Genomic DNA, 12,924 nt, shown 5'->3' with positions numbered 1-12,924 from the left:
CTTTCTTTAAGTTATGGACGCGTTCCCATGCATGAACTGTCGTTGCATCATCTGACCATCCTCGACGCGCATCCGCTGCAACTCGTCGATGCGGCCGCCGCTGCGGGATTTGAATATTGCGGCTTGCGGCTGGTCGCGCCTACCGCTGCGGACGCGATTGTGGATGTCGCGAGCAATCCCGCACTGATCCGCGAGTTACGCACGCGACTCGACGCAACCGGCGTCAGGCTCCTCGACATCGAAGCCATCTGGCTGAGTCCGCAGACGGATGTCGCGTCACTACTGCCTGCACTCGAAGCGGGTCGTATGCTCGGTGCGCGGCACGTGCTCTGCGTCGGCAACGACACCGAAGGCAATCGCCTGCGGGACAACTTCGGCCGTCTATGCGAAGCGGCGGACGGTTTCGGCCTTACGGTCGGACTTGAAGCGATCACGTACTGCGCGGTCGGTACGCCCGCCGACGCGCTCGAGGTCGTGCGAGCCAGCGGACAGTCGAACGCACGCATACTCATCGACGCACTGCAGTTCTTCCGTTCGGGCGCGACGTGCGAGCAGATCGGTGCAATCGACCCGGCGCTCATCGAATACATCCAGATTTGCGATGCACCGAGCGCCGCACCGCAGTCTCTTGAAACGCGGCGACAGGAAGCGAGAACAGCCCGGCTGTTGCCCGGCGATGGTGAATTACCGCTGCGCGAAATGCTGTCGAAACTGCGGTCCGGTCTGCCACTCGCCGTCGAGGCACCGACGCTCGCGCTCCGTGGCCTGCCGTTCGACGAACAGGCGAGACGCATCCTTGCGCGCATGCGGACGTTCCTCGCTGATCCAGCATCCTGATGCTAGTATGTTCCCATACGTAAACAGGAGCCGGATATGCTGTTGGAAGACGAATCGAACGGAGTGGTGAAGTCGGCGGATCGCGTGCTCGACGTGATCGAGTTGCTCGCGAGATGGGGACGCGAGATGCCCCACACGGAAATCGCGGAAGCGCTGGGCATACCGAAGAGTTCGCTGACCAAGCTGCTCAAGAATCTTACGGCTCGTGGCTTTGTTGAATTCGTCCCTGTCACCAAGGGTTATCGCCTTGGCGAAGCGCTTATCCGGCTTTCTCAACAGTCCACGCATAGTCGCTCGCTCGTCAGTTGCGCGCAGCCGGTGCTGGCAGAGATCACACAGCAGACGCTGGAGTCGTGCGCGCTCAATCAGCTCAAGGGCGATCAGGTTGAGGTCGTTGCGACGGTGACCAGCCCGCAACGGTTGGTATCGCACCTGCGACTCGGCGATCTTGCGCCGCTTTATGCAGTCTCGGGTGGAAAGGTGATTCTCGCGTTTCTTCCGGATCAGATGCGCAGTGAGTACGTAAAGACCGTGAAAATGCAAGCCATCACACCAAAAACGATCACGGCCAAGAAGGCGCTGCTCGCACAGATCGAAACGATCCGACAGACCGGAGTCGCCTATTCGATGGACGAATACACACCGGGCATCGTAGGCGTGGGCGTGCCGGTGTTGTCATCGTCGGGCTTTCCGCTCGGATCGCTGAACGTCGCGATTCCGTCGGTCCGTTATTCGGAACGTGTCGGCGCACGGGCCGTCGCCGTTCTGGAGGCCGCCGCGGAGCGCGTGCAGCGCGATTACATCGCTGCAAACGAACATACCAGGTAAGTCCGCTGACACATTCGCGATGGCCATCGTCTGTGTGGCCGCCCAAAATTGATTCCGACTCTCTGAGCTATTTATCAAGGATACCGAATTTAATGCACACGAAAATTGTAGAACACAAAGGAACCGTGAAGTTTCCTCGGGTCGGAGTCGGAGCCGGCAGCCTCGCTAACGCCGCGGGCGAGCAGGCGTTCTTCAACATGATTCATGCCGCGTGGGCGAGCGGCGTTCGATACTTCGATACCTCGGCGGCTTATCTTGGCGGTGAAAGCGAGCAACGGCTTGGCGCGGCGCTAGAAGCGTATCCGCGCGACGAGTTGTATGTGTCGACGAAGCTCGGCAGGTATTTGAGCCAGCCCGGCGCAAGCTCTTTGCCAGGCGCTAGCGACTTCTACCTGGACTACACCTTCGATACGACGCTTCGATCGGTAGAGCGCAGTCTGTCGCGGCTCAAGGTCGATCGTCTCGATGCCGTTTTTATTCACGATCTCGACCCCGGTTTTGCACAAACGGCGTATCGAGAGGAACTCAAGACGGCCGTCGAAGGTGCGTTTCCCGCTTTGCAGCGGCTCAAGGATGAAAAGGTGGTCGGCGCGATAGGTGTTGCCAGCATGGACTGGCAGGCCTGCCTGGACTTCGCCGAACTGGCCGACGTCGATGTCGTGATGCCTGCGGGAGAGTACTCGTTGCTTCGGACGCGCAGCACTGCCTTACTGGAGCACTGCGTCGAGAAAGGCATAGCCTGGATCGCAGCGTCGCCATTCAACTCGGGCATTCTCGCGACCGGTCCGCTGCCAAACGCCTTCTACAACATGCGCCCCGCGACACGGCAAGTCCTATCGCAAACGGAAGGACTCGAGTGCATTTGCCGGCGCCACGACGTGTCGCTGGCTACCGCTGCCCTGAATTTTCCGCTGCGGCATCCGGCGGTAAGCACGATCGTTTTCGGTGCCAAAACCGCAGACGAATTCAATGAATCTTTTGCGCGTCTCTCTGAAAGCCTGTCCGATCAGTTCTGGCAGGAAATGGACACATTCCTGGTCGAGACGAAGGATTGGGAAAAGCATAATTGAGCGGGTACTCGCGCAAGCAATCACGAAGGCGGCCTTGCTATCGGCGCGCTGATGGGAGGCCTGCTCCCCGATCGGTTCGGCCGACATAAATTCTGCACCGGAGTACCTCCCTCAAAAATTCAAACGCCGCGCGCTGATGTCCGTTCCCTGCTGAAGAGTTGACGTACTGATGGCCGCAGGAGCGCGGCGACCAATGACTGTTTGTGGCCGAGCTGGGTCGATGGACCCGAGCCGGTCCAATGTCCGCCTAAGAGCTTCGTTGCTAGACCGCCGGTCCCTCAGGTGGCTCCTCTCGAACAGCAACAGCGATCGAGCTGCCGACAAGCGCGGCTATTCCAATGACTGGCACGAGGCCTAACGTCTCGCCTTACAACAAGAAGCCGAAAAACGTTGCCCAGATGATGCTTGTGTAAGTGTAGGGAGCCGGTTTCGCAGCACGATCTCACCTTACCGCCACCGTGAAGAAAAGCTGGCCGGCTGTCGCACATAGAGCCAGCAGTGCCGTGCTCAGCAGGTCTTCGCTAGATTGAGTGGGCGTAGCCCCGGCGGGCGACGTTGGGGGCCGGTAAGCATGATTCAGTCACAACGGCCATAGGCCGATCACGAGTGAGGCCACCGCCCTAAACGTCCAACAGCCTGGCGGACGATCGACAGCTATTGGCAGGTCAACGCCCGACGACTGACTGGCACCCCGGACCGTGCACGAAAGCCCAAAGTCAGCGCGCGTGACAGCGCCCCGGATAGACCCCGGGCAAAATTCAGTCCTCGTCGACGTTCTGAAACAGACGTCGTTCCTGAATGGTCAGTTCCAGAAAGTAGCGGCGAGGATTGCCGCACATAAAGCATGAACAAGGCGTGGCCGTGTGCGCCAGCTTGCCGACTGCATTTCCCTCAAGGGACAAGTCGCCACAGAAGTAGAAGCGACGCGCACGCTTTACCCGTGCGAGGTGATGGCGCCGAAGGGCGCGCTTGGTGGACTTCTCAACCATGTGTGCTCCAAAAAGGAGCGACTGGCCGTCAGCTGTACGAGACCGTTCCCGTACTAGTTAAGGGCTGACGGCCATTCGCATGGTCGCCACCTGGTCTCGTGTATCCATTAAATTTTCCCCACTCTGCGCACAATCAGCGGGCATTATTGCACTGGTCAGGTAAGTTTGCCGGATTAATGTAAGGGCCGAGTGCGAGGCATTCACTGTTATACGGCAGGGCCCGTAGGAGTCGAACCTACGCAAGCTCGCGATCGACGCACGCGACCCTGAGCGGCCAATCAACCCAGCGCGTAACCGATGGCCGCTCCCAACGTGCAATGGCCGTTAGTGCGGCCGGTCTGACGACCGGGGAGCGCAGCACGACACAAGGATCTGACGCCAGCGCGCGACCTCAATTATTTGAACATAGCGTTCACTGGTCTCAGCGCTCGCGCTGGGACCATCCGGGGGCCGCTAATGATCTTCTGTGACCGACGCTGAGCGAGACGATCCCGATCAAGTCGGTCGTTTCCGGCGCACTGCTAATTTTTCGTCGAACCGCATCAATCGGAAACGTGATCCTGAATGTGGCAGTCGATTGCACAACGCCATGTCCGACGGCGACCTCACGTTAGAGCTACCTATTGTGACGCTGGACGACAATGTAAAGGCGCAGCGCGCATCGAGCCGTCGTCAACTTGTTTGGCGCTTACTCCCTGGCGATATATCGATAGCGTCATCTTGATTATTCGTTTGAGCCGACGAGTGTGTTCGTCGCCACCTACTATCTCTCGCGATGCACCGCCCCTATAGTCGATCCAACCCCACGCAACCGATGTTAACGGTTACGGGAGCCGCTAATCCTTCGCGCCGGAACAGCGCTTGAGAACAGGCCTGCTCCGGTCAAACATCCAACCAAGGACTGACATGACAAAACTAGCGGGAAAGATCGCCTTAATCACGGGCGGAAACAGCGGCATGGGCTTGGCAACGGCCCGACTCTTCGCTAAGGAGGGAGCGAAGGTCATCATCACGGGGCGCCGCCAGAAGGAGCTCGACCAAGCGGTGGAAAGCATCGGTGCTGACGCGGAAGGCGTGCTGGGTGATGTCTCCAAGCTGTCGGATCTGGACAAGCTTCACGACCACGTGAAAGCGAAATACGGCCGCGTGGATGTCATCTTCGCGAACGCAGGTTTGGGGTCATTCGCACCGATCGATCAGGTTACGGAAGTACAAGTCGATGAAACCTTCAACGTCAACGTGAAGGGTACTTACTTCACGGTGCAGAAGCTTCTTCCGCTAGTGCCGGACGGTGGATCGATCATTTTGAACGCATCGATTGCATCGTCCACAGGTATGGAAGCGTTCAGCGTTTATTCGGCCACTAAAGCTGCGGTGCGTTCGTTCGCGCGTACGTTGACGGCGGATCTTAAGGCACGCAAAATTCGTGTGAATGCGATCAGCCCAGGTCCTATAGATACGCCGATCTTCGGCAAGACCGGCCTAACCGACGAACAAATCGAAGGCTTTAAGTCGGGCATTGCTTCGCAGGTGCCACTAGGCCGCATTGGTCTGTCGGAAGAAATCGCCAAGCCGGTGTTGTTCCTGGCATCCGACGATAGCAGCTATATCTCGGGCATCGAACTTACCGTTGATGGCGGTATGGCACAAGTCTAAGATAACGCGGCAGGTGGGCGGCATCGGCCTGAGTCAGCGACGCCGCTTATTGCGTTGGCGCTGAGATTGTCTTTCCCGACGGGAGACGAATAGCGTAGTTAAAGATGCAATGGACGTTGCATCGGATATGACGAACACTCGGACGATGGCTTCGGCGCAATGGCCGTTGACTAGAGCCGGTTCGATGTCCGCAGAAGAGCATCGCACTCAGACGTTCGCTAGCGAATCGATCGTTGCATCCAGAAGTGCGCGCAGGCGTGCGACGCGACGTAAATCGCGATGAAAGCCAAGCCAGACATCGCGGCCCGGCGGCGCTTCGCCCAAATCGACTCGTCGGATGCCCGGCGTCGCATCACCGAGCGGGCAAGGCAGCACTGCGAAGCCAGATCCTTCGGCACACATGCGCGCCTGTACTCCACGATTATTGCTGCCGAAGACGATCCGGGCCCGGGGCAACATGCGCGCGACCCACTCAACGTCGGGCAGGGAGCCGAACTCGCTGTCCATACTGATCAGCGCATAGCCGTCACCATCACCGCGTGTCGGCGGAACGAGATCGACGTGCCCATACAACGCGTAGTCGATGCGCATCAGTTTGCGCTGGATGACATCGGGTTCGTCAAACGGCGTAATGCGAAACAGCAGATCCGCATCACGGCGCGCGAGGTTGTACAGGCGCGAATCCGTGACGAGTTCCAACGAGATGGCCGGGTGCTTTGCGAGAAAGCGCGCGAACACTGGCGTGAGTATGTGCACGCCAAACCAGTCCGAGGAGGAGACGCGGAGCAGACCTGTCAACTGAGCCTCCTTCCCGGTGAGCGCGCGCGTGAGACCATGCGCTTCCTCCTCCATTCGCTCGGCATAGGCGAGCACCGTGGCGCCCTCATCCGTCAGCACGAAGCCATCGCTCGTGCGCTGGAACAGCGCATGTCCGAGCGCATCTTCGAGTGCACGCAACCGGCGCCCCATCGTCGGCTGGGTCTGGCCGACGCGCTTCGCTGCTGCCCCCAGCGTGCCGCAGCGGGCAATGGCCAGAAAGATCCGCACATCGCTCCAATCCAGGCGGGGTCCATTCAAGTTTGCATGGCGCATATGCGAAAACGTGGTTTTACATGCGTTTCAGCATAAACCAACATAAAGCCATTGGCTCGTTGGCTCAACGAGCAAGCAACCCGATAGGAACCCATCATGACCATGCAAGCGCTTGTTCTTAACCGCTACAACGGCCCGCTCGAGTTAACCGAAATCGCGATGCCCGAACCGTCAGAGGGCCAGGTACGTGTGCGCATTGCCGCAAGCGGCCTTAATCCGCTCGACACCAAGATCCGCGCCGGTAGCGCAGCACATGCGAAGCATCCCCTCCCACTGGTGCTTGGCATCGATATGGCTGGCGTGGTCGACGCCGTTGGGCCGGGGGTAACCGCGTTCCATGTCGGCGACGAGGTCTATGGCATGACGGGTGGCGTCGGCGGTATTCAGGGCTCGCTGGCGCAGTACGCGGCGGTCGATGCCGACCTGCTTGCGATCAAGCCGGCCAACCTGTCGATGCGTGAATCCGCAGCGCTGCCCCTTGCGTTCATCACGTCCTATTCCGGCATTGTCGACCGAGCCCATCTGAAAGCGGGCCAAACTGTGCTGGTGCAAGGCGGAGCAGGCGGTGTCGGGCATGTCTCCGTGCAATTGGCGCGCGCGCTTGGGGCCCAGGTCTTCGCAACAGCGAGTTCCCGTGACCACGAGCTCGTTGCGCGTCTTGGCGCTACGCCCATCGACTACCGGTCGCAATCGGTTCAGCAGTATGTCGCTTCGTTGACGCAGGACGCAGGCTTCGACGTTGTTGTCGACACCGTCGGCGGCCCTTCGCTCGACGCGTCGTTCGCCGCGGTCAAGCATTTTGGCCATGTCGTCAGCGCCTTGGGCTGGGGCACGCACGCGCTGGCTCCCCTATCGTTTCGAGAAGCGACGTACTCGGGAGTCTTTACCCTCTATCCGCTCCTGACCGGCACGCATCGCGCGCATCATGGAGCGATGCTGCGCGAGGCCACACAGATGATTGAAGCCGGCAAGCTCACGCCGAATCTCGATGCTCGCCGGTTCGACCTGCAATCCGCGGAACTCGCCTACGATGCCATCACGAACGCCACCGCACGCGGAAAAATCGTGGTGGACGTCGCATGAGATCGAACATGCCAGCTTGAGTGCCCCGTTGAGGCCGGTGCACGCGGCGTTCAATTCGCTAGTCAGAGGCAAGAGGTCACTATCTGAACGAACCGGACATTTGAGCGTCCGCCACAGGAAGTAAGCGAGGGACTGAAACTGGCCGCTTGCTGCCTCGCGCGGGCCAACGGGAGAACGCGACCCCGAGCCGTCAGCCGACTTCCTCGAAGGCGGCCGTTTCATGCAGTAAGTGGCCGTTGTCGAGAGCCGCCTTTCCAATTTCGCTTTGCCTTAGATTTCGCATCGCATTCGCGCAGCAAGATCTTGTCAATCCAGTTCCAGTCAGATCGGTCAGGCGCAATCGGGCGTGGCGTTGTCCGAAGAATGCCGACGCGCTGGCATCGCGTGACCGAAGCGCTAGAACAGCGGAGTTTATGGATAGACGACCGTCATCCTGAACGGGCCGCCATTCGCCGCAGCATGACTGATGGCTTCGTTGACGTCGTCGAGTGCGAAGGACGTCACGTCGAAGTGACCGAGATCGAGCAGACCGCCACGAATCAGGCCAGTCATAAGCGTGACCGCTTGCGGCGGATACATCCATTTGCCCCGCACGGTGATGTCGTTGCGCATGATCCACGGATAAGGCAAATCAAGACCGTCGCCGCCGAGCATGCCGACACCGCCCATTAACACAACACGTCCGTAGGGCCGCACGGCCATCACTGCCGCGCGCACCGTCCTCGTGGTCGCAGAAGGCGGCAGCAGGTCCATTACACAGTCGACAGGGGCTCCGGCAGCAGCACGCATCCGTTCCCGATCGTCGTCCTCGTTGCCAGTCAGCTTCACTGTACGGATGCGTTCGCCGAAGCGCCTTTGCAGATCCGCGAGTACGCGTTCATTGCGGCCTGGCGCGACCACGCAGCGCACACCCATTGCGAGGGCAACGGCTACGCACGCGCTGCCGAAGTTGCCGGTTGCCCCGCTCACAAGCAATGTCTCGCCAGCCTGCAGATTCGATGCAAGTAGCCCGCCGTACGGAACCAGCATCGTGTTGAGCGCGCACCATTTCGCGGCGTCGGCTGGACCGATTTCACCGATGCGAATGGCGTTCTCGGTCGGCACGCGCATTTGTGCGGCGAACGAGCCGTGGTGGAAATGGCGCGCGAGTCGCAGGCCGCCGTCGCCGCGCGCACTCCACCCCTGCAATGTGATGTCGGGCGTGAGCGCGTCGTCGCGTGAACGAACGGTCGGATCGCAGAAAACCCAGTCGCCTATCTTGAGATGAGTGGCGTCGGGACCGAACGCACGCACGCGCCCGATTGCCCCGCAGCCAGGGACGATCGGCAATTCAATCGCGTAGCGACGCTCCCCGCTGAACACTTCTCGGGCATACGACAATACTGGCGCGGCAACGACGTCGACGATCACTTCGCCGGTGCCCAAGGAAGGATCCGCTACATCTTCAATCGTAAGCGGCTCGCCGAGTGTCTTCAAAATCGCTGCCTTCATCGGAGTTTCCTTTGATGGTGGTCGGACAAGGCCATTCTGGCAGGCGTAGAATCGGTAACAAGGCCTAGTACTATCCTGGGATTCGTGCATACCTGCTTGTGGAGGAAGGACGGTCGTGACAACAGCGAGCCGAAGGGAATTTGGCGATTTTCTGCGCTCACGGCGTGAGAAGCTAAGTCCCGAATCGGTGGGACTCAGTAACGGGCGGCGGCGTCGCACGCCCGGTTTGCGTCGCGAGGAAGTCGCAGAACTCGCGGGCATCGGCGTGGACTGGTATGTGCGGCTCGAGCAGGGCCGCACGGTGAGTCCGTCCGATACCACGCTCCAGGCGCTGGCTCGCGCGCTGCGGCTCGGCAAAGTCGAGGCAGCGCATCTGCGCGCACTGGCACGCAGTGGCGATCGGCAGCCCTTCGCTCGCGAGAACGTGCCGGGACCCATCGCGAATCTGATCGCGACACTCGAACTTCCGGCGTATCTCACGGGCATGCGTTGGGATCTGCTGGCCTGGAATGCAGCAGCGGCCGATCTTCTCGGCTTCGACCGCCTTGCCGAAGCGGATTGCAACATTTTGGTGTTCATGTTTATCGAACCGGACTCACGCCGGCTTTTCGGCGCGACCTGGACCAGCGAGGCGCGTCGCATGATCGCGTTGTTTCGCGCAACGCATGATCTTTATGCCGACGATCCGGCGTTTGTTGAACTGGTCGAACGACTGCGCGCACACAGCACCGAGTTCGCGAAATGGTGGAACGCGCACGATGTTCGTGGGGGCGCGTCCGGGCAGAAGGTGCTGACCCATCCTGAGCGCGGCGCGCAACGCTACGACTACGCAACGTTTCAGGCGAACGACGACCCTGCGTTGAAACTCGCGATATACACGCCCGCGTGAATCGAACTCACCACGCGCGGCGCATCAGCATGGCGAGGCCGGTTAAGCCGGGTTCCGGATAGGCTCCAGCGACCGACGACATGGGACGGCTCATTGCCCCGCATGTGTTTGATCGCTAGGCGCTCGTCGACGATTAGTGGTCGGAAGCCGGGCGTCCGTTCTTGGCCGACTGCCGCCGTCGGCTGAACCGGACCGTCTCTGCGATTCGTTCCCCGGAAGACTGCATGTCTCTTGACGGAACAGAAGCGGCCGTCCGTCGCGTGCTCTGGTTCTGACGCCCAGCATTTTCGACGCTACATGTCATCGCCGATTAATCTTCGCTTTTTCGCGACGGACGAATCGCAGGGCACTCAGATGGTCGGATGCAGATCGCGCACAGGGCTGACCGATTCGAGCAGCGACGCCACGTGAAGAATGGTTGACTCATCCTGCCAACTGCCGACGATCTGCACGTTAATCGGCAAGCCCTCCGTGCTCGTGCCGAACCGCATTGAGACGCCGGGCAAACCCGTGACGTTCAATGGCACAGTTGCGCCCTGAAGATAAGTCGCATCGACTAAGTGACCATCGATCGCGAACGTGTCCACGCCGTGCTTGTGAGCCGGGATGGGAAGCACATGCGTGATCAACACGTCGTATGTCCGGAAGTACTCAGCGTATCCGTCCCGAAGACGCTCGGCAGCCTGCTCAGCATCGATATAGTCCTTCATCGACGTATCGGGCAGCGCCAGCATCGTTTTGGCCATCTTGTAGAGTTCGTCCTGTCCGCGACCTGCTGTCGCTTCGGCGAAAGCCGGCTTCATTTCCATGACGTGCAGGCGGTTGAAGACATCGAGAGCGAAGTCGCGCTCTAGCGCAGGAATGCGCACGGGCTCCACGAGAATGTCAAAGCTCTTGAGCGCCTCCGCTGCTGCCTCAACGGTGGCGGCAACTTCCGGGTCGACCGGCCCGAAGCCAGGCCCGACCATCCAGCCCACTCGCAGCGGACGGTCCGCAGACTGGCGCAGCCCGGCATGGAACGGGACCGTACTGCTGGCGAAAGCATCGTGCCCATCAGGACCTGACAGCTGCGAGAACGCGAGCGCCAGGTCGCGGATGCTGCGGGCCATCGGACCCACGTGCCAGAAGCGGCGCGGAGCGCGCGGCCAGATGCCTGTCATCGGTATGCGTCCGTGAGTCGCCTTCAGTGAGACGATGCCGGTCTGAGCAGCTGGCCCGCGCACGGATATCGCCAGATCGGTGCCGAGTCCCAGCGGCGACATTCCTGCTGCGATGGCCGCCGATTCGCCGCCGCTCGAGCCGCCCGGAGTGCGCTCCAGGTCCCACGGGTTATTCGATCGTCCACTGAGCAGGTTGTCGCTTTCGATCCAATATGAAAATTCGGGCAAGTTCGTTTTTGCGAGGAGGATGCCGCCCGCTCTTTTCAACCGCGCAACGCTGGTCGCGTCGGCGCCAGGAATGCGTCCTCTAAAGATCGGCGAGCCACGCTGGGTCGCCACGTCGACCGTGTCAATTGAATCTTTGGCGGTGAAAGGCACGCCGTGCAGCGGGCCCAGAGCCTTACCCGACAACACAGCCGCTTCGGCAGCCTTGGCGGCTTTCAGCGCATCCTGTGCGACCGAAACAACGGCGTTGACTTTCGGATCGACAGCGTCGATGCGGTCCAGATGCGCCTGCACAACTTCCACCGGCGAGACTTCGCGCGTGCGAATGAGTTCAGCGAGACGGGTGGCGTCGAAATAGAACAGTTCGGAGGTCATGGTTGTTCCCTTGCAGTTGTGAATTATCACCCCGTTGAATCTACCTAACATTAGGTAGATTCAACGGATCAAAAAAATGCCGCCATTTTGTGCGGCACCAAGCACCCTGCCTAACGTTTGTTAGGGTGACTCTAAGCGGTACAATGCGTCGGGTCAACCATTTTTTTACGAAGGCTTTGATGACTACTGAGGCCGTCGCCCGCTCAGGGGACCGGATCCTCGTGGCTGCGACAAGAATGGCGCAGGCGCACGGGTACACCGGGCTCAACATTCGAGAACTCGCGCAGGAGGTCGGCATTAAAGCGGCCAGCATCTACCATCATTTCGCGAGCAAAGCGGACCTCGCGGCGGCGGTCGCGCGACGATACTACCAAGACGCGGCCGCTGCGCTAGAAGAACTCTCGGCGTCGTCAGGCGATCCGCTCGTCAGTTTGCGACGTTACCCGGAGACGTTTCGCCGGTCTCTAGAGTGCGACAACCGCATGTGCTTAAGCAGCTTTATGGCCGCGGAATATGACGATCTGCCTGAAGCAGTCAAAAAGGAAGTGCAGACCTTTGCTGACGTCAACGTGGCCTGGCTCCGCAAGTCTTTGGAAGCGTCGGGCGTCGTCACTGCCGAGGGGAGCCAAGAGCGCGCGTGCGCGATCTACGCCGCAGTGGCCGGTGCTCAACTGATGGCGCGCGGCCGGGCAGACATTGCCTTGTTCGACGCCTTGATGAGCAGTTACAGGAAAGTCGGCTTGTTGCCCGGGTAGGAGATGCTCTTGAACTTCGCGGTGAGTGCAATCAACGTCCATCCGCAACATTCTCCGCCTCGCAACGGCGACCCGTACGTTAGGCGGCTTTATCAGGTTCGGCCTGTCGCCCGGATACCCCCGCTACGAGACGCGGCAAATGAGATGAGCCCGCCGTCGCGTTTCATGCGACTTGGCGCGCCGCGACCCTACCCACTTCGTTTGGTTGGGAGTATTCGAACAGAGACAGCTAGACGCTGCCAGGCATCCTGATCCGCGACCCTGCGCTGGTCTGGCAAAAATCCGCGGCCTAGTGCAGATTCCCGCGACCGCGCTTTGCGTGTTGCCATCGCGCACCGAGGTGCGTCAATAAAATCGCGCCTATCGCGGTTCGACAACGGTCACTAATCACCATCTTTTATCCCCTAGATCCGGGCACGGGGATAGCTCCCAATCCTGCTTAAGCTGCGTAATTCGCGAAAGCTGGACACGCGG

General features: G+C 60.2%; 11 protein-coding genes. 7 read left to right on the top strand and 4 right to left on the bottom strand.

Translation table 11 applies throughout. The features are described 5' to 3' along the window. Positions 1–27 precede the first annotated feature (27 nt). From BG57_RS21795 to BG57_RS21785, 3 genes are all read left to right on the top strand, one after another. Positions 28–837: a sugar phosphate isomerase/epimerase family protein gene (locus tag BG57_RS21795; protein ID WP_035967968.1), complete on the top strand. Its 810-nt coding sequence runs from the start codon at positions 28–30 to the stop codon at positions 835–837. Positions 838–873: 36 nt separating this feature from the next. Beyond that, entirely contained in the window at positions 874–1,665 is a 792-nt protein-coding gene (locus tag BG57_RS21790; protein WP_035967967.1) for an IclR family transcriptional regulator, read from the top strand. Positions 1,666–1,757: 92 nt separating this feature from the next. Then, on the top strand, positions 1,758–2,735 hold the full coding sequence (locus tag BG57_RS21785) for an aldo/keto reductase (RefSeq protein WP_052005931.1): 978 nt from the start codon (positions 1,758–1,760) through the stop codon (positions 2,733–2,735). Positions 2,736–3,493: 758 nt separating this feature from the next. Here the strand turns inward: BG57_RS21785 and BG57_RS32675 are convergent. Continuing rightward, a complete protein-coding gene (locus tag BG57_RS32675) occupies positions 3,494–3,724 on the bottom strand; it encodes a hypothetical protein (RefSeq protein ID WP_035967966.1) in 231 nt (76 codons plus the stop codon). 906 nt (positions 3,725–4,630) lie between these two features. Between BG57_RS32675 and BG57_RS21775 the strand changes: the two genes are divergently transcribed. After that, positions 4,631–5,380: a glucose 1-dehydrogenase gene (locus BG57_RS21775; RefSeq protein ID WP_035967964.1), complete on the top strand. Its 750-nt coding sequence runs from the start codon at positions 4,631–4,633 to the stop codon at positions 5,378–5,380. Between the two features lie 207 nt (positions 5,381–5,587). On the opposite strand, the gene BG57_RS21770 is transcribed toward BG57_RS21775, so the two are convergent. Then, complete coding sequence (locus BG57_RS21770; RefSeq protein ID WP_035968055.1) at positions 5,588–6,457, bottom strand: LysR family transcriptional regulator; 870 nt, start codon at positions 6,455–6,457, stop codon at positions 5,588–5,590. 111 nt (positions 6,458–6,568) lie between these two features. On the opposite strand from BG57_RS21770, the gene BG57_RS21765 reads away from it, so the two are divergent. Then, positions 6,569–7,555, top strand: coding sequence for a zinc-dependent alcohol dehydrogenase family protein (locus tag BG57_RS21765; protein WP_035967963.1), 987 nt, complete (start codon positions 6,569–6,571; stop codon positions 7,553–7,555). Between the two features lie 411 nt (positions 7,556–7,966). Here the strand turns inward: BG57_RS21765 and BG57_RS21760 are convergent, their stop codons facing one another. Continuing rightward, on the bottom strand, positions 7,967–9,046 hold the full coding sequence (locus BG57_RS21760) for an alcohol dehydrogenase catalytic domain-containing protein (protein ID WP_035967962.1): 1,080 nt from the start codon (positions 9,044–9,046) through the stop codon (positions 7,967–7,969). A 115-nt stretch (positions 9,047–9,161) separates the two neighbouring features. Here BG57_RS21760 and BG57_RS21755 point away from each other — a divergent pair, with 115 nt between their 5' ends. Beyond that, positions 9,162–9,935, top strand: a complete 774-nt coding sequence (locus tag BG57_RS21755) for a helix-turn-helix transcriptional regulator (protein WP_035967960.1) — start codon at positions 9,162–9,164, stop codon at positions 9,933–9,935. A gap of 350 nt (positions 9,936–10,285) precedes the next feature. Here BG57_RS21755 and BG57_RS21750 read toward each other — a convergent pair whose 3' ends face one another. Next, positions 10,286–11,695, bottom strand: a complete 1,410-nt coding sequence (locus BG57_RS21750; protein WP_035967958.1) for an amidase — start codon at positions 11,693–11,695, stop codon at positions 10,286–10,288. Positions 11,696–11,874: 179 nt separating this feature from the next. Here BG57_RS21750 and BG57_RS21745 point away from each other — a divergent pair, with 179 nt between their 5' ends. Then, entirely contained in the window at positions 11,875–12,450 is a 576-nt protein-coding gene (locus BG57_RS21745) for a TetR/AcrR family transcriptional regulator (protein ID WP_035967957.1), read from the top strand. Positions 12,451–12,924: the final 474 nt, after the last annotated feature.

It is taken from the genome of Caballeronia grimmiae (assembly GCF_000698555.1).
GTDB classification, from domain to species: Bacteria; Pseudomonadota; Gammaproteobacteria; order Burkholderiales; family Burkholderiaceae; genus Caballeronia; species Caballeronia grimmiae.
This window is presented reverse-complemented; position numbering and strand designations above follow the sequence as displayed.

What these genes read in the sequence shown, in the direction of transcription:
- BG57_RS32675 (WP_035967966.1), bottom strand. Translation starts at nt 3,724, where the DNA reads ATGGTTGAGAAGTCCACCAAGCGCGCCCTTCGGCGCCATCACCTCGCA.
- BG57_RS21750 (WP_035967958.1), bottom strand. Translation starts at nt 11,695, where the DNA reads ATGACCTCCGAACTGTTCTATTTCGACGCCACCCGTCTCGCTGAACTC.
- BG57_RS21775 (WP_035967964.1), top strand. Translation starts at nt 4,631, where the DNA reads ATGACAAAACTAGCGGGAAAGATCGCCTTAATCACGGGCGGAAACAGC.
- BG57_RS21745 (WP_035967957.1), top strand. Translation starts at nt 11,875, where the DNA reads ATGACTACTGAGGCCGTCGCCCGCTCAGGGGACCGGATCCTCGTGGCT.
- BG57_RS21790 (WP_035967967.1), top strand. Translation starts at nt 874, where the DNA reads ATGCTGTTGGAAGACGAATCGAACGGAGTGGTGAAGTCGGCGGATCGC.
- BG57_RS21785 (WP_052005931.1), top strand. Translation starts at nt 1,758, where the DNA reads ATGCACACGAAAATTGTAGAACACAAAGGAACCGTGAAGTTTCCTCGG.
- BG57_RS21760 (WP_035967962.1), bottom strand. Translation starts at nt 9,046, where the DNA reads ATGAAGGCAGCGATTTTGAAGACACTCGGCGAGCCGCTTACGATTGAA.
- BG57_RS21795 (WP_035967968.1), top strand. Translation starts at nt 28, where the DNA reads ATGCATGAACTGTCGTTGCATCATCTGACCATCCTCGACGCGCATCCG.
- BG57_RS21765 (WP_035967963.1), top strand. Translation starts at nt 6,569, where the DNA reads ATGACCATGCAAGCGCTTGTTCTTAACCGCTACAACGGCCCGCTCGAG.